General features: G+C 48.6%; 21 protein-coding genes. 1 reads left to right on the top strand and 20 read right to left on the bottom strand.

The genetic code is table 11. From position 1 onward, the window contains the following. Nucleotides 1–228: 228 nt before the first annotated feature. The 3 genes from AB1K91_RS18070 to AB1K91_RS18060 all read right to left on the bottom strand — a co-directional run bounded on the left by AB1K91_RS18070 (nucleotide 229) and on the right by AB1K91_RS18060 (nucleotide 2537). Entirely contained in the window at nucleotides 229–831 is a 603-nt protein-coding gene (locus AB1K91_RS18070) for a replication-relaxation family protein (RefSeq protein WP_413091869.1), read from the bottom strand. Beyond that, nucleotides 755–1942 (bottom strand): FtsK/SpoIIIE domain-containing protein, encoded by a 1188-nt coding sequence (locus AB1K91_RS18065; protein WP_413091867.1) that lies wholly within the window; start codon nucleotides 1940–1942, stop codon nucleotides 755–757. The genes AB1K91_RS18070 and AB1K91_RS18065 overlap by 77 nt, the downstream gene beginning before the upstream one ends. A gap of 262 nt (nucleotides 1943–2204) precedes the next feature. Next, nucleotides 2205–2537 (bottom strand): hypothetical protein, encoded by a 333-nt coding sequence (locus AB1K91_RS18060; RefSeq protein ID WP_413091865.1) that lies wholly within the window; start codon nucleotides 2535–2537, stop codon nucleotides 2205–2207. Between the two features lie 174 nt (nucleotides 2538–2711). On the opposite strand from AB1K91_RS18060, the gene AB1K91_RS18055 reads away from it, so the two are divergent. Beyond that, on the top strand, nucleotides 2712–3056 hold the full coding sequence (locus tag AB1K91_RS18055) for a YolD-like family protein (protein WP_413091864.1): 345 nt from the start codon (nucleotides 2712–2714) through the stop codon (nucleotides 3054–3056). A 36-nt stretch (nucleotides 3057–3092) separates the two neighbouring features. Here the strand turns inward: AB1K91_RS18055 and AB1K91_RS18050 are convergent, their stop codons facing one another. From AB1K91_RS18050 to AB1K91_RS17970, 17 genes are all read right to left on the bottom strand, one after another. Continuing rightward, a complete protein-coding gene (locus AB1K91_RS18050; protein ID WP_413091862.1) occupies nucleotides 3093–4181 on the bottom strand; it encodes an N-acetylmuramoyl-L-alanine amidase in 1089 nt (362 codons plus the stop codon). 1 nt (nucleotide 4182) lies between these two features. After that, nucleotides 4183–4422, bottom strand: coding sequence for a phage holin (locus AB1K91_RS18045; protein ID WP_413091860.1), 240 nt, complete (start codon nucleotides 4420–4422; stop codon nucleotides 4183–4185). Between the two features lie 46 nt (nucleotides 4423–4468). Continuing rightward, nucleotides 4469–4849 (bottom strand): hypothetical protein, encoded by a 381-nt coding sequence (locus tag AB1K91_RS18040; protein WP_413091859.1) that lies wholly within the window; start codon nucleotides 4847–4849, stop codon nucleotides 4469–4471. Between the two features lie 29 nt (nucleotides 4850–4878). Next, a complete protein-coding gene (locus tag AB1K91_RS18035) occupies nucleotides 4879–5181 on the bottom strand; it encodes a hemolysin XhlA family protein (protein WP_413091858.1) in 303 nt (100 codons plus the stop codon). A gap of 523 nt (nucleotides 5182–5704) precedes the next feature. Further along, nucleotides 5705–7852: an SGNH/GDSL hydrolase family protein gene (locus tag AB1K91_RS18030; RefSeq protein WP_413091856.1), complete on the bottom strand. Its 2148-nt coding sequence runs from the start codon at nucleotides 7850–7852 to the stop codon at nucleotides 5705–5707. After that, on the bottom strand, nucleotides 7853–8098 hold the full coding sequence (locus tag AB1K91_RS18025; RefSeq protein WP_413091854.1) for a hypothetical protein: 246 nt from the start codon (nucleotides 8096–8098) through the stop codon (nucleotides 7853–7855). Continuing rightward, the gene (locus AB1K91_RS18020) at nucleotides 8098–9888 is read right to left on the bottom strand and encodes a phage tail protein (RefSeq protein ID WP_413091852.1); all 1791 of its coding nucleotides are present in this window, start codon (nucleotides 9886–9888) and stop codon (nucleotides 8098–8100) included. Before AB1K91_RS18020 ends, AB1K91_RS18025 begins: the two co-directional genes overlap by 1 nt. 30 nt (nucleotides 9889–9918) lie before the next feature. Continuing rightward, nucleotides 9919–10773: a phage tail domain-containing protein gene (locus tag AB1K91_RS18015; RefSeq protein ID WP_413091851.1), complete on the bottom strand. Its 855-nt coding sequence runs from the start codon at nucleotides 10771–10773 to the stop codon at nucleotides 9919–9921. A gap of 35 nt (nucleotides 10774–10808) precedes the next feature. Beyond that, complete coding sequence (locus tag AB1K91_RS18010; RefSeq protein WP_413091849.1) at nucleotides 10809–13298, bottom strand: hypothetical protein; 2490 nt, start codon at nucleotides 13296–13298, stop codon at nucleotides 10809–10811. A gap of 1167 nt (nucleotides 13299–14465) precedes the next feature. Then, nucleotides 14466–14750, bottom strand: coding sequence for a hypothetical protein (locus tag AB1K91_RS18005; protein ID WP_413091847.1), 285 nt, complete (start codon nucleotides 14748–14750; stop codon nucleotides 14466–14468). Nucleotides 14751–14809: 59 nt separating this feature from the next. Beyond that, on the bottom strand, nucleotides 14810–15175 hold the full coding sequence (locus tag AB1K91_RS18000; protein WP_413091846.1) for a tail assembly chaperone: 366 nt from the start codon (nucleotides 15173–15175) through the stop codon (nucleotides 14810–14812). 68 nt (nucleotides 15176–15243) lie between these two features. Next, nucleotides 15244–15732 (bottom strand): phage major tail protein, TP901-1 family, encoded by a 489-nt coding sequence (locus AB1K91_RS17995; protein ID WP_413091844.1) that lies wholly within the window; start codon nucleotides 15730–15732, stop codon nucleotides 15244–15246. Nucleotides 15733–15752: 20 nt separating this feature from the next. Next, on the bottom strand, nucleotides 15753–16175 hold the full coding sequence (locus AB1K91_RS17990) for a hypothetical protein (RefSeq protein WP_413091842.1): 423 nt from the start codon (nucleotides 16173–16175) through the stop codon (nucleotides 15753–15755). Beyond that, a complete protein-coding gene (locus AB1K91_RS17985; RefSeq protein WP_413091840.1) occupies nucleotides 16176–16532 on the bottom strand; it encodes an HK97 gp10 family phage protein in 357 nt (118 codons plus the stop codon). Continuing rightward, a complete protein-coding gene (locus AB1K91_RS17980) occupies nucleotides 16525–16935 on the bottom strand; it encodes a hypothetical protein (RefSeq protein WP_413091838.1) in 411 nt (136 codons plus the stop codon). Before AB1K91_RS17980 ends, AB1K91_RS17985 begins: the two co-directional genes overlap by 8 nt. Continuing rightward, nucleotides 16928–17737 carry a hypothetical protein gene (locus AB1K91_RS17975; protein WP_413091836.1) on the bottom strand — a complete coding sequence of 270 codons (810 nt, stop codon included), beginning with the start codon at nucleotides 17735–17737 and terminating at the stop codon, nucleotides 16928–16930. Before AB1K91_RS17975 ends, AB1K91_RS17980 begins: the two co-directional genes overlap by 8 nt. After that, nucleotides 17734–18111 (bottom strand): hypothetical protein, encoded by a 378-nt coding sequence (locus AB1K91_RS17970; protein ID WP_413091834.1) that lies wholly within the window; start codon nucleotides 18109–18111, stop codon nucleotides 17734–17736. Before AB1K91_RS17970 ends, AB1K91_RS17975 begins: the two co-directional genes overlap by 4 nt. Nucleotides 18112–18113 lie beyond the last annotated feature (2 nt).

The raw sequence follows: 18113 nt of genomic DNA, 5'->3' as shown, positions 1-18113 counted from the left end.
TAGTGATTCCGATTGGACTCGAACCAACGACCCCTACCCTGTCAAGTATTCGGTCTATCCTCCGATACCCTAAACGGAAAGTCAGTCGTCAATTCATGCGGAAAAACAACGCAGTATGTAATTTTCGCTCGCTCCGATAGGACAAGTATACACGAGAGGGGCATATCCCATCAAGCCCCATTCGGTAAATCCCGTATACCGTTCCTCCCTTTTTGGGAGAATCAAAATTTACAATATGATAACCCGCGCCGCACACCGAACGTCCTCCGCCATCTTCCGCAACATCATCGCACGCCCTTCCGTTATCGTCACGAAAATTATCTCCGGCGCTACTCGCCCATGCTGCCGATATGCCCGCTGAAGGTCCGCATATGTCCGGAGCTTCTCCCGGTTGACGCCCGCCTTTTGCTTGCGGTCGATTTCGATGACTCGGAGGTTTTCAGCCTGCGATATAGCATCCGGAATGATCGTACGTGGTCCGAATTTGAAGCCGGCCTCTATCCGCCAATCTTTCGGCTTCCCTAGCGCAAGCCAAGCGTCATTTCGGAGTAACGCATGCTCGATATGTCCACCCTTCCGTAACTCTTCGCCGATCATCGCAGCCCCTGCCGCAGTCAACCCGTACACCTTCGACTCACGCCGCCAGGACTTTACGTAACCGTCCGATTCCAGTCGCGCCAATATTCGGTTAGCATTCCGTTCGGCTCCGAGATCAATCGCAGCCTGCAGATGAGTTCGCGTGGCATATCCGAATCTAGATAAACGTAATAATATCTCCTCCTGGCGCGCTGTCCATTTTCGGCTGATCGTGCTTTGCGTTGCTGTTCGCATTTCTTTCGCCCCCTTTCCGTAATTTCAACCTGCGCCGCATCTCTTCATCCGACAAGTAATAACCCTGCGCCTCCACTCGCTCATGCGTCCGATAGATAAGCCGGCCGGGCATCGTTAACTTTTCGGCGCCGCTTTCGTCAATGGCTACGTTACTTGCGACCGATGTCGGTAGCCTAAACGTAATCTTTGCGTCGCTGTTCTGCTTAATCTGGCGGGGCAACGTATCGGCTGTCGGATATTGTGTCGCGTAGATCAATCGGTAGCCAAGCGCGCCCGCTACTCGTGTAATCTCCGAAAGTATCGCAAGGCATTCGTTCTTCGTCTGCTTCGTCGCTTTATCGTCCGATTTATCCGGCGTTAACTGTGCCGCCTCATCAACGAATATAAAGCGCCTGCGGGCGATATCTGTGTCGAGAATGTTAGCGTACCCCTTGCGCCTAAAAGCCCGTAAATCGCCGTTAAATTGCCGCTGTAACGCCGTCAATAATGCGCATGCTTCTTCGACGCTTGAGGCTACGCCGGCTACATTCGATAGCTGTTCCAGCTTGCCGAATTCCAGTCCGCCTTTCATATCGATCAGGTACAGCTCCGCATTGTCGGCGTGATTTTCCGTCAGCTGCGTAATCAGCGCCTTTAGGAATACCGTCTTACCCTGGCGTGTTGCTCCGGCGACTGTCATATGCGGAACCTTATCGAAGTCATGCGCGATAGGTCCGTCGAGTGTTTCGCCGATAGGGACTTTCCACTCCGCCATTTTCGGCGCTGCATAATACGGTAAGTTATCGGGCAAGCTACGCTCATAAAACCGAATGCTTATGCGCCCATTCTCCGACTTGACTGCGACAGGCCCTCCGCTAAAGGCCGCCGATATTGCTTCCGCAAGATTATCCGTCAATGTTAGGCCGAGTGGAATTACGTAGGAGTATTCGGTGTATTGTTCCGTCTTGGTCGATGGGCCTTCGATCGGCTGGCGCATATCCTTGCCGACCTGGCGCATGAAGCCGTTACGCCGAAAGATGATCCGCAGCTTGCGACGGCGACTCATCGGAAGATTAAATAGCGCAGTTACCGCCGAAGTCGTAAGCATGGCCGCGCCAATTTCGAAAAGCATGTTCTCCGCCTCCTTTTCGTTGTGATTCGCTATGCTTTCGCCTATGCCGTAGTATATGCCGTTAGATGTCCGCGGGTGAATAGTAAGCCGGAATATTCCGATTGGCTTAACAGCGCTGTTCGGCATACATAACGGAATATACTGCCAAGCCGCGACATTATCGTTATAATATCGCTATCGACTTCTCTTAATTATCTTACGTTTTTTCTTCGCAAAAATGACCACAAAAAAAGAGGCGAAGCAGCCGTAGCCACCTCGCCTTTTAATCGATCCATTCGATTTGCATCGGAACTTTACAACGGATACAATGCGCAGTATCCTGTTTCTTTCGTACATACCGTTTCTTGCCGCAATTCGGACATTCAATCTTCGCTTCATATATAAACGGATAAGCAAGCATCGCTAACGATCCGATCATTATCGGAATACCAACGATGGCGCCGATAATCGTAATTGTACAGATTAGTCCGATTATCATACCGAAGAACCCAACCGTAAACGATACGATATTTCCCGTAATCCTCGCCATGCCCGCCTTGACCTCCGACCGCCTTACTTTTACCGTTTCATATTGGAACCCCTCGCGACCTTGCATTTATTTTCCGCCCCTTTCGGATTTCCCGTTCCTTACCGTTTGTTATATTACGGTTATTATATCGTATTAGTTTCGTTAATCCTATATACCCATTGAATAAATATTCTAGCCGCGTTATAATCAATTCATACGCGAACATTAGTTCGCTAGACATTCGATTAGGAGGACGCCAATATGCCGAAACGAACAGACATACACGAACGAGGAACGATGAAGTGGACGTCGCTAATGATGCCGGAACATATCGCTATGTTGCAGAAGTCGATGGCGAAGCAGTACGATGTGCCGCAGCCTGTCTTATCGGAGGATCAACGCGAAGATATCGAGCGAATCCTGCGTGAAGCCTCCGAATATAAGTCGGAAGTTACCGTTACTTACTGGGGCAATAACCGCTTGCATACGTTGGTCGGCGTCATTGAGCGCCTGAACCCGAACATGCGTCGCATTGAGCTGCGTGATAAAGAAGACGACCTGAATTTCGTAGGCTTCTCGTTCATTACCGATATTGAAATTATGTAAAGGGGCCCGCCGATATGGCGAGCTTTTTTATTGCGCTTAAAACATTACGTTCCATGTCGCAGGGCCAACGATACCGTCCGCAGATAAACCTTTCCGCTTCTGATACGCTTTGACCGCTGATTCCGTGCCGGATCCGAAGATGCCGTCAGCTTTAACGTTTACCGCACGCTGTATCCTTTCGACGTCCTTACCTTTCGAGCCTTTTCGAATAAGCTTGCCCGGATAAGGAACGATGGCGCTTCCGGAGGCTTTCGTGGATGTCGAGGCCTTTTTCGCTGCAGTTGTCGACGCACTCTTCGTGCTTCCGGAAAGCTTCGCGAGTAATTGCGTATTTTGTGACGCCGTACCTTTATATCCTTTGATTCCGTATTGAGCCGCCAACTTCTCCCGATTAGAGAACGAAGAATTAACGCCGATCCGTTTCAAATAATCGACGATACCTTCGCCGCTCTTAGCTGCCGGATACTTGTTCGTAGATGGAGCGCTGCTAGTTTTAGCTGACGACGGTTTCGGCTTGCTTGTCGTTGTAGAAGTCGCCGTCTTAGTCGGAGCTGACGCCTTTACTTTAATTCCGAAGTATTCCGCCACGCCATCCGCAATAGCTTCGCCTTGCTTGCGAAGTACCGCATTGTCGCGCATCTTCTTAATATCGATATTCGAATCCATGTAGCCGCCTTCCGTAAGGATTGCCGGCATCTTCGTTTCGCGTACGATATGAAGGTTCGCTTTCTTCGTGCCACGATCACGCAAGCCCATCGCCGATACGATACGAGGATGTACGGCATTCGCTAGCTTCTCGGATTTCGGCTGACTTCCCGTATACGTGTACGTTTCGACGCCTGTCCAATCGCCCCATTTACCGGTATTAGCGTTATGGTGAACCGATACGTAAGCATCTGCGCCCCAGTTGTTCGCCTTATTCGTACGAGTCTTCAACGGTACGTCAGTCTTACCGGAAGCGTCGTCCGTACGTAGAACGGTGATTCCGTAATCTTTCATCTTCGCAATAGCTGCGTTGACTACCGTATTATTGAAGTTCCATTCGTACTCGCCTGCTGGTGTCCGCTTGCCTGGCGTAGATCCATTGCCGCCGTGTCCCGCACATATCGCTACTTTATACGCCATATTACAGTTCATCTCCTTCGTTATCGTTAATGCCTGGGTTCTTCGGATTAGCTACGATACCGAGAATCGTCAGTACCGCAAATACTGCGTTAATGAACTTCATTGCTTCCGCTTGAATCAGGTCCCATGCGACATCGACGCCGAACCAAGCGAGGACAACCTGCGCCACTAAGAGCAGCGCCGGCACCATCGTTACGTAGAATGTCGGGTTCTTAAGACGTGCTTTCCAATCGAATTTCATTCGTCATACCTCCGTTTAATTTCGTTAGACTTCGTGCTTTCTGCCGTCATAGTTCGCTAAATCGAACGTAGAATATCGATAGCAGCGACATGATTGGCGTAATTAGATAAAAACCGGATGACATTGTCGGGAAATCTAAAAAGATGTTCGGTGATAAGAATACGTAAAGGAACGTCGCTGTAACTAAGCCGAATACGCGAATCCATCGACAGTTCAACAGAAGCCCTAGCGCCATTGTTAGCGCGATAGCAAATGCGATTCCGCCCCACGCCATTTGCGGCATTAAGCGTGCCATGCTCGCGTAAACTTCGCTGTCCTTCGCAAAGATATCGGACATGAATAATACCGCCGAAATATAAGCGCTGATAAGGCATACGTAAACTTCGAAGAACGGGATCGCTTTCGTTGTTTTAATCGGTTCCTGCATCGGTATCACCTCCTCTCCGTTGTCGGTCGTTAAGTTGCGCCGTTCTGAATTAGAAAGAAAAAGAGCCCGATAACTCCGCCGATTACTGCGGTTATCAAGGCTCCGGTGATTGTTCGGCGTAACCATGAGGTATCGCCTTTTATTTCGCCGAGCTGTTCGCGTATGCCCGCAATGTCGGATTCGACTTGCTGGACGCGCCCGGTTAGCTCCTGGATCTTTTCGTCTTTCTTTTCGTCGCGCTGACGCCAAGTCGATTTGAACTCGCGCAGCTCATCTTTGATTTCGCGGATTTCGCGTCGGGCATCGTAAATATCGTATACTTCTTCTGGCACCGTTGCACCTCCGTTCATATTTTCCGTGGCAAATAAAAAAGCCCGCCGGGATTGGCGAGCCTGTTCGTTGGTATTCGGTTCTTAGGTGATTCCGTGGGTATTTCGGGCAAAGCAAAAAGCAGGCCGCCCCACGGAGCGAAAGAACGGGTAGCTAGTCCGCTCGCCTGCTTTGAGATTAGTATAGCACATACTAGTAAGATGTCTAGTTATACCTGTATTCGTTCTCGAAGAACCCTATTCCATCACAATTAACACAGTTACCCCAGTCATCTTGACCCGTTCCAGCACAGTTTTCGCACTTTGTGTGCTGGTTAGGCTTGAAAGTACTTAATTTTAGTTTCTTGCGAACACTTCGATTTTCTTTGGAATAATATTCTTTATTGACAATGTAAATAAATCTTAGGACTATCACCGCAATGAGGAAAAGCAAACCGTACTCTATACTAGTCAAATAATGCACCCCTTGGGTTTATTTGTATCCATTGTAAAATAAAAGGATGCATTTTACAACTACCTTATGATTTTATAATTGCCTCATAAACGATTCGTACTTAGGCATAACGTATTCTTGACCGTCTTCGTTTAAGTGAATACCATCTCCTAGTGTTAATGCAGCAGTTTGAGCACTATTCCCCCAGTAAACCCCGCCTTTTCTGTAATTATCGAATACAGGTATGCTGTAGTTAGAACATATCTCGATTATTGCATCTGCGTAATCACTAGATTTACCAACAAGATGATAAGGCGTAATAAAGAAAATATTCGCTTTTGGATATTTGGATATTAGGCCATTACATAAGATGTTTAAAGATCCCTTAAAAGTGTCTTTTGTCTGATCGGTGCTCTCACCTATTGGAACTTGTGTCGTAACCCTTCCTTGGTCATTTGTTCCGCCGAATATGGCAACATAGTCAGCGTCATTATCCATGTTTACGTAGCTATTTACCATGCTGTCCCCATAACTATTGCCATTACCCCCCAAGCAGATCCCGTTCTTGGAGTAATTTTTTAAAGTCATACTATTTCTTCGAGCTAATTTGTATGCCCATGTTTGACTTGAGTCTAAGGTATGGCCCGCCCCATTACTGTCTCCCAACAGTACAAACGTTTTACCGTACAAATTGTCAACATTAGGTACATAAGGGAGTTTTTCTTCAATAGTTTCACTAACGGTTTTTCTAACGTAACCCACAGTGGCGATATTACTGTCAGGTTGAGCGTCACTATAAACTTCAAAAGTTCCATCTGCTGCTTTTCTGTATATATCAGTGGTACTAACTAGTGGCACATCTTTACCGTCTATAGTGAGTGAAACGTTAAAAAATTCAAATTCTGCAAAGTCGTCAACGTCGTTCACGGCAATGCCGGGGTACACATGAATACCGTTTTGTACAGTATTAATAGTTATTTCTTGCTTATAAGTAGTGATTTCACTGGCTGAAATAGGGAAATTGACTGATGACTGATAAGATTGTTGAGCACCACTGGTATCATCAGCAGTTGTGGTATTTGCGTTAATAAAGTACCGTATTTCATCAATTAGTTTTGCGTTTGATAAGGAAATTACATCAGCAGAAAATACCATTTTCGCTCCAACCGCATACGAAATACCCGTTGCGTCAAACACTAGCGCCGGTTGAATTAAGTTGTTTTGAGAATTTATTTTAGATTTATAATAAAACCCATTATCAAACTTTATTTGCTTTGATTCAATAAACTCCTGTATACCGGAAGTTACGTTTTCAGCCAAGGATTTGTAATTAGGTATTTGAGAAGGAGTATGACTTACATTTTCAATATCTCCAACACCGTTATATATAGAGTAACTATCTGGAACATAAATATTTCCATCTACTTTAAATAGCAGATTGCGGAAATAATAGTCTGCTTTGATCTTCTCTTTTTCCGACATCCATAGGAATATAACTACGTAGTTGCCGTCTTTCAATGAAGAGTATTCGGCATTATAGCGATAAATTATATTTTGGGATACATTAATTTTATCGCTACTATAGTCTTGTAGGCCAAAAGCGGTTGCATTGTCGGTAACATATATTTTAGTCCAGAATTGATCTGCGTTTGTACTTCCGGATAAAAATTCAAAGTTGTATGAGATATTTTTATTTGTTACATCAATTTCACTAGTGTTCAACACAACTTTTAAACCCCAGGCATTTTCAAAATCACTCGTCCTAGTCACGCTTACGCCAATACCCTCAAAAGCGTTAATGTCGTTACTCAACGCATTAATTCCTAATGATTTATCTGCGTACTTCTCGGTTGTTATTGATTTATCCGCAGGGATAGCATTCACCGGCGCTGTACCTGTCCATTGCTTTATAGTCTCGTCAGTGAAGTAGGTTTGGTCGAATTTTCCTTTATTTTTATCTATGTCTGATACGGCAACAGAACCTTTATTCAACTTTTCTTCAAGTTTGAACTCTTGAGCATCTGCTCTATCGCCTAGCGTTTGGAAAGTCCGACCAGTAATACTGGTTCTTGCTGCCACTATTTCAGCATTGTTATCTCCTGCATCTGCAATAATCTGTTTTGTTTGCTTGGCCAACTGATAAGTGAAAGTTGTGTTTGCATTTATTACATTCCGCATCTCACGAAAATCATACCCTACAACCCCGATACCATTACGCACATTCTCGTCTGCTGTAGCCATTTATTCGCCCTCTTTCTCTGTAGATTCCGCCGCACGCTTTTCCTGCAACGCCGCAAACTCTCCGTTCTCGTCCGTAACAACTCGATACTGTAGCGCCCTCGCTCCGAGCTCATACGGAACCCCAACCGAAGCCAGTCCGTCTTCTTCGAGTGCCTTCGTTCTTGCCTCCGAATCTATAGCCGGCGTAATCCGGTTATCTTCGGTATAAACGATATTTCCCGTTGCTTTTTCGTAAACAATTACCATTAGAACGCGACCTCCTTGTATATGAAATATCGGAATGTTAGCGTTTTGGCCGGCAGGACTGCCGCGTAGTCGTTCGCTCGATGTACGCGAAGGTACAGCCGATTAGCGTCAGCTTCCGCCCGTACTAGCGATAGCAGATTAAGGCTTCCGGTACTGCTGCCGAGAATATGACGAGGTAATACGAACGACATTCCGTTCTCGTCCGGCTGTGTGCTGTCTCCCTGCATATAGCAACTGAATGCCGGCGTATACCCTAGTCCGTGATATACGGAAGTCGAAATGTAATTGTCGCCCGCTGCCGTTTCCATCTGTACGACGCCCGTAGCAAGAATCTTGTGCATATTCGATCTACCGTCGATAATTACCGTTCCAGCTTCGCCACGCACCGTTAGCATTCCGTAATTTATGAATAAGCCGTCGGAATTTAATTTTACGTACCTATCGCGATCCATCGGATTTCTTGCGATAAGCCCCTCGCCGTCCCAGTAAAAGTCCGTATCATCTCCGACGATTTTAATGTTATTCGTGTATATCGATCCTGCCGTTAGTAGCTCCGTCGCTATCCCGTCCGCTGTTATCGCCATTCTCGCCGTCTGCCCGTTATCGGTACTGATGAGGATACCGGCGCTATTTAGGACGAGCATGTGATTCGGATTATCTTTCGTCCGCGCTACGATTCCATTCTCGTTATATTCGACTTGCGATTCTGTTGCGAAGATAGCTTCCGCCATACGGCGCAACTCTGCGTCAAGCGCTTCGAAAGGTATCGATTCTTTTCCTTCGAGTAGCCGTTCGATTTTCTTCGTTGCGTTTTGCATCCGCTTCTCTTGCGTCTGGAAATTCGTAAAGTTCGATAATGTTACGGAACAGGACTGAACGATATCGTCTTCGTCAAACATCTCGACAATCTCGACAATCCGCGTATCCAGCGCAAGTCCGCCCTCGAATCTTTCGTCGATAAGCAGAACCGTATCGCCCTCATTCGGAACGCTGTACGGATAGCCGGCTGCGCGCAAATCTTCGAAATCAAATGCTACGCTCATCTTCAGCGAGTTGTCGACGCCTGCTTTCACTTCCGCCAGTAAGTTGTCCCGATTCGTAAATCGCTCGTCCCTTATCGGAGGAGCCTGCAAGAATCCGTAGATGTCCGCCAGTGGTGATCGATACGTAACGTGCAGTCCGTCCTTACCGAAACCTTCGCCATATGTCGAGAAGTCAATCGCATCCACTTCGCGCGTCAGCGTATTAAGGTTAAATTGATAGCGGTATTGGAAGTCCGTTATACTCCCGATTTTCGGTCGGAGTGTAATCATCGTATCGCGTACTTCGAACTCCGATTTGTATCGTTCTAATGCCTCCGTAAACAACGACAGCACCGTATCATCGCCGAAGTTTTCGAAGGACCTCGCGTAGAATGTTCCTTGTATATTAAACGTATATCCCGTGCGATCCAGGATGAACGTTAGCATATCGTTGAATGTAGCCGAGCCAGTATACGTTCCGTAACGATAGGCATTCCGTAAATTGAAGAAGAACTCGTCGACTGCGCCGAATTTCCGACTATACGAATCTCCCTCAGCAGCATCCGAAATCAAGTCGATAACGTACGTTCTGCCCGCATGCTCGACGCGCCATAGCTCGCCGATATCGTGGAAGTAATGTTCGTTCTGTTCCGTCAAATAAAGTGTAAAGTCGATTTCTCGCTCGCCGTTGACGCGCCTTGTCCTCGTTATGCCGTCATAGCCCGTCAATATTTCTGCATTGCCGTTTAAGTCGCTAATAAAAGCCATTGTCCGCCTCCTTCCTGCTTGCGCAATTAATCATCGGAAATAGAATCGGAAGTCGAATGTCAGTGTGCCGCCCGATGCCCCGCTTACTACGATTTCGTTATCACCTGGCTCTAGCGTTAGTAGCTCGCCCGTTGTATTTCGAACAATCGACTGAGCGCCGAGCATTGACCGAACACCGTCGATGACAATCGTCTGACTTGCCGTTGAATCTCCGTTAAATTTCCACCGCGTTCCGTTAGTCCGGTTCGTTATCGTCAAGTTCGATGATGCGCCCGCATATTTGATAACTAACGGCATGTAGCGAGGATTTACCGCTTCGGTTCCGCCGTTGTATACGTTGAACGTTCCGTTTCCCGTGAAACTATATCGGAGGTCGTCCCGAAATACTTCCGCATGTCCTAGCGCCCATATGTTGTCCGTTTTCGCATCGCCAGTCTGTCCGACGACGAACGGATTAAGTGTTGTTCCCGTCGATTGTCCGAAAGGTAAATCGTGCAACTCAAACGTAATACTGTCGGAAAATCCGTATATATCCTGTTGGTCAAAAGAAAAAGCGCCACTCGGTTTCGCCAAGTAACGCTTTCCGTATAGATACTCGTTGTAATCCGCATTGAGGTAAGGCCGGCGACCTTCGTACAGCCACACCGGCTCTATTCCGCCAAGCCAATAGAAAAGCTTGTCGCGAACGAACGGGTAGTCGAGTATGTCGACCGCTTTAAAATAGACCGGTATATCGATAGTTCGTGAAGCATAGCGCCCGCCTCTTTCGATACTGCCCGGCCTTCCCGTTACAGTTGCTCGATCATATTCCGGCGTAACGGAGGATACGAGGAAGTCGCGCACCTCCACGCCTAGCTCCGATAGCTTGATCGATTCACCGTTCATTCTTTCGATTAGTACGTCGATAGTAACGCACCCCCTTAATAACGTTGTGCTTTTCGGCTATCCCACGCATTGTCCGTATTAACTTTCGTACGTACCTGGTTGCCGTCCCAATCGTTTCGTACATCTACGTTAACGACTGGAGCATTGCCTTCGAACGCTGCGTTTCCGCTAACCATTTCCGCAGCCATTCGCATCTGTCCGTTCATGCTCCGCTCGAAGCCGCGAACATCTGGCGCTGCGATTGACGGCATTGTTGGCGTGGCTGCTAACGTTATTTCGTCCGCCATACGTTCCGCCGATTTTAATACGGAACCCATTGCGTCAGTCATACCTACGCCAATGCCCGGCGGTATCCAACGCCCGACTTCCTTCGCCATTACGCGAGAAGGCGAGTGAATTCCGAGTGGCTTCTTAATCCAGTCTGGAATTTTATCGGCCAGCCCCTCGATAACACTGCCGAGGTCTATTGACTGGATACCCTCGATAAGCCCGTTGATAATATCTCCGCCGATACTCACCATATCGCCGATAATACTACCGATTCCGTCGAGGATTTCGCCGCCAATATCTAGGGCCGCGCTACCGACATCGCCAAGCAAGTCGAGGACTCCGTCAATAAGCGCTAGTATCAACTCGCCGCCCATTTCGAGTAATTCCGGCAGATGGTCGATCAAAGTATCGATAATTACGCCGATAATCTCGATGATTGCACTGATTAACTCCGGTATAATCTGGATGATTCCGTCAATTAGCGCGAGCAATAACTGGACGCCTGCTTCTAGGATTTGCGGTAAATTGTCGATGATTGCGCCAACAACACTAATGATTAGCAATAGCGCCGCATCGATAAGCTGAGGTAAGGCATCAATTACTCCTTGTACTAAGGCAAGCAATATCTGAACACCTGCGTCGATAATCATTGGTAAATTCTGCACGATTACGTCAATTAGCGAAGTGACTAGCAGTAGTATCGCGTCGATTATCTGTGGAAGCGACGATACAAGTCCGTTAATTAGCGCAGTCACGATTTGGATCCCAGCCTCAATAATAATCGGCAGCAATTCGACAATTGTCGAAATTAGCGTAGTAATTAACGTCATCACCGTCTCGATTATCTGAGGCAAAGCCTGGACAATTCCGTTGATTAGCGCGACCAAAAGCTCAATCCCCGCCTGGATTATTAACGGAAGCAAAGCTGCGATCGTCATCGTAATCGTCGAAATCAATGTCGTTACAACCTCGATGATTACCGGCAGCGCCGTCACCAATCCCTGCAACAACGTCGTCAGAATCGTTACGCCCGCTTCGAGTATCAACGGCAGATTTTCGGCAAGTGTCGTCAGGATAAACGTTATGAGCGTCGTTATCGATTCGATCACCAACGGAAGTGCCGTTACAATTCCGTTTAGTATCGTCTGAATAAGTTGCACGCCCGCTTGCAAAATTATCGGCAGGTACGTCGTAATCCCCGTTAGCAATGTCGAAATGATTTCGTTGGCTTTTTCGGAAATCAAAGCAATATTGCTCGTGATGCCTTCGGAGATTGCCGGCAGGAAACGTGACCCGGCGATCAGCAAGCCCGGAAGCCCTCCGACAAGCGCCGCAACAATAGTCGGGATTATGTCCGCGACTAGCTGGCCGAGACTGCTGAAGTCTCCCGCTATAGCGTCGTTGAATACCGTTTTTAGCCGCTCAACAAAGCCCGCTAGAGCTTCGATCCCGGACTGAATTACCGCCTGAACAGGCTCCGGCAACATGGCGAGGAATGCCGCCGCTACTCTCGGAGTCTGCGTTACTACGGTATCGACGAAATTCAGGATGCTGCTACGTACCGAGTCGATGACTGCTCCCGCTTTAGCTGCGAATCCTTTCCAGCTATCCGGCAAATGCGTGAACCAATCATTCAGCTCGTCGCCATCCTCGATAATAGCCCAGAAGTACTTGCCGAGTGCAGCCAAATTCTGTCCGAATGCTATAGCCTGTTGACTAAGCTGATCCCAGTTTCGGTACAAGTAGATACCGAGCGCCGTTACCGCTACGATAGCAGCCGCTACAGCCCACACCGTTGTAGACATCGCTGCAAGACCGGTAACTAACGGTCCGATTATGGTCCATAAGAATCCGAACGCTGCCGAGTACCCGTTGATAAGTCCGATACCAATTGCAAGTGGCGACAAGATCAGCGTCAGCAACGGAACTAACATAATAACCGACTGAATCATTTGCGCCAGTACCGGATGCGCATCGTTAAAGGCTACGATAAGTTTTCCTACTGCTGTCGCCGCTTTAACGACTGCTGTCGCAACCATCCCGAAAGATTCGACCATAGGTTTTAAAGCTTCCGCCCATACGCCTTTGAATTTCAGCCAAGCCTTCCCCAAAGGTTTAATGCTTTCTGCTAATGCAGCTATTTTTTTATCTGTTGCTTTCTTGAGTTCCTCGAGTTCCGTTTCAGCCTGCGATCGAGCAAGCTTGAATTTTTCGTTGAATAGCTTAACGTAATTATCAAGCTCCGGGTCGGACATCTCCGCAATCTCTGCGACATGTTTCGCCGCATCAGGACCCATTTCCGATAGGTTAGTCGCAAAGTCTTCGCCTGCGCGCTCCGCAATAGATGCGAGATTTTTGCGCCAATCCCGGAGCGTATCGACCTGCTCTTCGAGGTTCTTCGTTAGCTGGGCGCCGTCGGTATGATCCAATTGGATATTTTCGAAGGTGTCCCACGTATTCATAATCTCGTTAGTCCGGTCCTCTACGGCTTTCGCATATTCCGCCAGTGCATCCGCCTGCTGCTCGTACACTTTCGACGGGTCAGGTCCATGTGCCGCACGAGCTAACGCGTAGTAAAGCAACCCTCCGGATACTGCCGCCGCTATTGCCACTTGTTGAAACCGCGCAAGTCCTCGGTTGATTAACTGCACCTGATCGTTAAGTTGCTTCATACTGGCGTTAGGACCGAGCATACGCAAAGCAACTACGGCAGCTTTACCGTTATTCGCGATTTTATTGAGCGTATTAGCAACTTGTAGGCCCGGCTTATTTATGTTGTATAACGCGTTGCCCATCCGGTCATAGTTTTCGCTGATTCGCTGAGCCTGCGTCGTCATAGTCCGAAACCTACCCGCTTGTTGAATGAGGGAGGCGCCAAGTAATCGGTTATTATTAATCATGCCGTCGGTCGCCTTTTTATGCGCCGCACCTAACGCAGTCACCTCGTTCATGAAGTCACGGTTGGATTTCGTATAGGACCCCATCTGCTGCGCCAGTCCGAACATCTGCTTCTCGACGCCAATCATCTGCTTCCGGAACGGCATCATGCCGCGCATGTTGACGAGTTCCATCTGCGTGCGCATCATCTTAAGCTCGTTATTTAGCGCACGATATTCCTTATACTCCGGCGTGTTCCGGAAGCTACGCATCATTTCTCGATGTGACTTCGTTGCATCTGCGAAAGATTTCGCCGTATCTCCGACTGTATCGCCCATCTGCTCCATCGCATCCGAAGCCGTGCCCGCCGCATTATTAATGCCCGCCATCGCATCCGTTATTTGTACGGATACCTTTTCGACATCCTTACCGAATTTGCTGGCGCGCTTGGCTGCCGCGGTCATTTTGTTAACGTATTCCGTCGTATCTACCGCTACTTTTACGAGAATATCTCTTATCAAGCCATTACCTCCTTTCTTCGGAGATTAGATTTTGGAAAGGTCGAAGTTTTTGAGCCAATCCGCCGCTTCCTGTTGCTTTCGCAGCGTCTCTTCCGCTACTTTAGAAGCCTCTTCCGCCTTATTCTGATAGTTCCGGTCATAAAGCTCCTTAAGCTCCGGAAGCCTTGTTTTCGGATTCTTCTTCGAGCCTTCCTGGATTCCGTTACTGGCAGCCGCGTTATATATCGCCTGAAGCGCCATCCGCTCCCGCTCATCATGCGTCCGCTCTACGTTCTCTTCGCAGACAATCGTAAACTCGCGAGGCGTCATTTCGAGGACTTCCTTCGGCCTTAGTCGCAGGTACCGCCAGCCGTGACGGATATACGTTTCTATCTCATCAACTTCTCGATTTGTGCTTTCGCTTTCGGATCGTCCTTGAACATCCTCTCCACTGTCTTCTTGTAGAAAAAATTGTCCGCTACTACGGCGTAGCAGGTACGGTTAATTTCATCCAGGTCAAGGCGCTCTTCTTCGATAGCCTTTTCGATTTCCGCCTGTACGTCTTTTTTCGTGAATCCTTTGCCCGTATGGAATAGGCCTGCGTAGATGATATTCTCGTAAGTTTCGATATCGCCGACGAGTGCTTTACCGATAAGGGCCATCGCTGCTCCCTCATTTAGCCCGCTTAAGTATTTGATCGCATCCAAATTTAGTTTAATTTCGTGTTCTTCGCCTTTTATATTGAAACGTTGCATGTTATTACCTCCGTTTATTTTCTAAATTAAAAGGCGCCCAGCTAGAGCGCCCTAAGATTTATCGCGTATTAAACTGTTGGTTCAGTCGGTTCTGCAGGAGCTTCGGACACTTCGTCCGGCGCGCCTTCCGGTACTTCTGTTAAGGTACCTTCTGTAACTTCCCCGGAAAGGGAGCCTTCAAGGGAGTATGTTGCGTTATCACTGTTCGGGTAAGTTAGTTCGAAAGTTGATAGCATATACAGGCCCGTCTCTGTTTTGAGCGTGCGCGTATTTACTTCTGTGATACGTACGAATTTTTTACGACGGATTGCTCGCTTCAAGAAGTCGATAGCGGGGTCGTCCTGTGTAAGAACGCCTTCCATCGAAACTGTCTGCGATACCCGGCCGTAAGATGATCCGGATTTGTCCTTCGTATCTAGATCGATGGAGTCCGCGCTGATAGAAGTTGATCCGTCCGTCTGGTTAAAAGCGCGAACGTCTGTTACTGTTCCTGTTGTTTCGTCCTCAATTCCGACAAGGTATAGAATCTCTTCGCCGCTGTATTCCGGTGCTGCCATTTATGTCGTCCCCCTAATTATTATTTTCGTAAATACGTCGTTACCTCGATATCGAAAAAGACTCGAAATTTCGTGTTCTCGTCCTCCAATTTGTCCGAAGGTATCGGCGTCGCGTTAATTAAGTCCACTAAAAAAGAACCCGTAGCCGGCTGGCTCGGATTCTGGTATAACGGAAACTTTTCGAATAGGAACAAGCGTTCAAGCTCGTCTTGCCTTGCGTTCCTGTCCGATAATGATTTCGCATACAAGCCGATTTGGAATCGGTATGTCTTCCGCATTGATTCGCGCTGCTTCGATACTTTAGTAACGGCATTGGCGAGCGCCTCGACCGTGACGAACGGCTTTTCCGTCGGCAAACTAATGCCGTCGAATATCTGAACTACCTTCACGCCGGTCCGGTCGCCAATGTGCCGCGTCAATGCGTAACCTATTTCGTTCTGCATCTATTCGCCTTCTCTCGCGAAGCGTGCTCGGATACTTGCTTCCGCTGGTCCTTCGTTATCCCAAACGGCCGTCCGAATGAACGCTTTTTTCGTCTTGTGCGTGTATTCTTGGACGAGCGTATAGTCGGTGCCGTCCCGAATGACCCATATGCCGGACCCTTCGCGCTCGACGCCCGCCGGCAGGGAGTTCGAAAGCTTACCGGTATCGACCGGCGCCATCTTCGAAGCATCACTCGCCACATTCCGAATGAATTTCTCCGCCTCTTCGTCCGCAATATCCTCCGCTTTTCTTCCGATTTGCTTTAATTCCGCCATTAGCTGACGGACACCTTCCGCCTTTACGCTGCTTCTAGCCATTACGCAACCTCCCGACCATTTCGACACGGTTATAGCCGCCTAGTCCGAGTTTGTCTGCGCCGACTATTTCGTAATCCTCGCCGTCGTACGTAACGGAGGTTATTTTCCGGTAGTCAACGGGCAGCGCGCCGAGCAGAACATCGACTATAATGTCGCCCTCTTCAACGAGAATGCCGGATTGCAATTCGCGCTCCGCATCGGTTGAGCCTACGGAAACTTCGGTAACGACCGCTTGTATTTCGATTTCTTTCGGCTGCTGCGTAGCTTCGGTGGGTTGACCGGTCCACGGGTCCGCTTCGCCCGGAACCACTTCGATCCAATGCAGCGTAACTTCATATTGCCGATTAATACGGATGTCTTCGTTAGCTTGCTTGATAAATGCGATATCCTTTTCGCTAAGCAACCTGCGTCACCTCGTCTTTCAAAACGTAGGACAGCGTCGAAGTGCATTGAATATGCGGCTTCAATACTTCCTCGTTGTCGACCGGATAAACGCCAACGCCAAGTCCGTAACTATCCTCGCGCGCCATCTCGTAACAACGGTGCTCCGTATGATTCGCATGGCCCGGATGGTCGGTGATACGCAAGCCCGCGACAACTCTCGACCGTTTCGCCGATTCTGCCGTCACTTTCCGCTGCGCTACGTTCCCTTCCGTTACAACTAGCCGCCTAATCGGATATGTGCCCGCGTCATATACGCCGCGCACCCGCTTCTGTAGCTGATTGACGGATTCGCCGCGCGTTATGCCCTGACGCAATTCTGTCCGCAACCTATCTGTGATTCCGCCGGATACGCCCCACACTCGCTTCGACAACGGCATATCGTTACTGAATGCGCCGGCCTTGACGTACTTCAACGTCTCGCGCACGACCGCCTTTTCTTTGATTTCGTCGCCGAACGGCCTCAACGCCTTTGCTATCGTTTTAACCTGACGCTCGGATACGCGTGTCACAACATCGCTGATCGTTTCTTCGCCAATGCGCCGGAGGTCGGCGTCGATTTCGTCCATTTTACGGAGTAGCGATAGGACGCGGTTATCTGCTATTGTTCCGTCCTGTTTCGCGAAGTCCGCTAAAATGTCGTTAACCTGCAGCCGGGTAGCTCCGAATTGTGCGATGGCATATGCGACGAGCGTTACTTCAATCCAATGGACAGTCGCTTCCGATTCCGCCTGGATTTGTTCGTTCATTTCCGCCTCAGTCATCGTTCATCCGCCTCGCCGCGCTCGTCCGCCCGCCTAACGTGATACTGGCCGCCCCTGGCTCTACGCCTAGCTTTTCGGTAGTCTTTGCGCGCCATCGCCGCCAGCGTCCGATAGTTTTCGAATACGTTCGTCTTATCTACGGTTTGATCCTTGTCGGTGAAACGGAAAGCGCCCGCTTCGGTTTGCGACGCATTTTCGTATGCGTATGATAACGCTAAATGGAATGCTGAATTATCATCCAGGTTCGGGTCGTCCGAGAGATAGCCCATTTCCGAAATAGCTTCGATGACCCATACGGCGATCTTTTCATCAGTGACGCCGGGGACACCTTCTAGTCGAGACTTTAGCCAGGTTTCTATGTTCTGAACCGCCATAT

Origin of the sequence: Terribacillus jepli, assembly GCF_047228925.1 — a bacterium.
Taxonomy (GTDB): domain Bacteria; phylum Bacillota; class Bacilli; order Bacillales; family Amphibacillaceae; genus Terribacillus.
This window is presented reverse-complemented; position numbering and strand designations above follow the sequence as displayed.

Bases quoted from the DNA above. Each gene is read 5' to 3' on its own strand.
- AB1K91_RS18070 (WP_413091869.1), bottom strand. From the start codon at position 831: ATGCGAACAGCAACGCAAAGCACGATCAGCCGAAAATGGACAGCGCGC.
- AB1K91_RS18065 (WP_413091867.1), bottom strand. From the start codon at position 1,942: ATGCTTTTCGAAATTGGCGCGGCCATGCTTACGACTTCGGCGGTAACT.
- AB1K91_RS18060 (WP_413091865.1), bottom strand. From the start codon at position 2,537: ATGCAAGGTCGCGAGGGGTTCCAATATGAAACGGTAAAAGTAAGGCGG.
- AB1K91_RS18055 (WP_413091864.1), top strand. From the start codon at position 2,712: ATGCCGAAACGAACAGACATACACGAACGAGGAACGATGAAGTGGACG.
- AB1K91_RS18050 (WP_413091862.1), bottom strand. From the start codon at position 4,181: ATGGCGTATAAAGTAGCGATATGTGCGGGACACGGCGGCAATGGATCT.
- AB1K91_RS18045 (WP_413091860.1), bottom strand. From the start codon at position 4,422: ATGAAATTCGATTGGAAAGCACGTCTTAAGAACCCGACATTCTACGTA.
- AB1K91_RS18040 (WP_413091859.1), bottom strand. From the start codon at position 4,849: ATGCAGGAACCGATTAAAACAACGAAAGCGATCCCGTTCTTCGAAGTT.
- AB1K91_RS18030 (WP_413091856.1), bottom strand. From the start codon at position 7,852: ATGGCTACAGCAGACGAGAATGTGCGTAATGGTATCGGGGTTGTAGGG.
- AB1K91_RS18025 (WP_413091854.1), bottom strand. From the start codon at position 8,098: ATGGTAATTGTTTACGAAAAAGCAACGGGAAATATCGTTTATACCGAA.
- AB1K91_RS18020 (WP_413091852.1), bottom strand. From the start codon at position 9,888: ATGGCTTTTATTAGCGACTTAAACGGCAATGCAGAAATATTGACGGGC.
- AB1K91_RS18015 (WP_413091851.1), bottom strand. From the start codon at position 10,773: ATGAACGGTGAATCGATCAAGCTATCGGAGCTAGGCGTGGAGGTGCGC.
- AB1K91_RS18010 (WP_413091849.1), bottom strand. From the start codon at position 13,298: ATGTCCGACCCGGAGCTTGATAATTACGTTAAGCTATTCAACGAAAAA.
- AB1K91_RS18005 (WP_413091847.1), bottom strand. From the start codon at position 14,750: ATGACGCCTCGCGAGTTTACGATTGTCTGCGAAGAGAACGTAGAGCGG.
- AB1K91_RS18000 (WP_413091846.1), bottom strand. From the start codon at position 15,175: ATGCAACGTTTCAATATAAAAGGCGAAGAACACGAAATTAAACTAAAT.
- AB1K91_RS17995 (WP_413091844.1), bottom strand. From the start codon at position 15,732: ATGGCAGCACCGGAATACAGCGGCGAAGAGATTCTATACCTTGTCGGA.
- AB1K91_RS17990 (WP_413091842.1), bottom strand. From the start codon at position 16,175: ATGCAGAACGAAATAGGTTACGCATTGACGCGGCACATTGGCGACCGG.
- AB1K91_RS17985 (WP_413091840.1), bottom strand. From the start codon at position 16,532: ATGGCTAGAAGCAGCGTAAAGGCGGAAGGTGTCCGTCAGCTAATGGCG.
- AB1K91_RS17975 (WP_413091836.1), bottom strand. From the start codon at position 17,737: ATGACTGAGGCGGAAATGAACGAACAAATCCAGGCGGAATCGGAAGCG.
- AB1K91_RS17970 (WP_413091834.1), bottom strand. From the start codon at position 18,111: ATGGCGGTTCAGAACATAGAAACCTGGCTAAAGTCTCGACTAGAAGGT.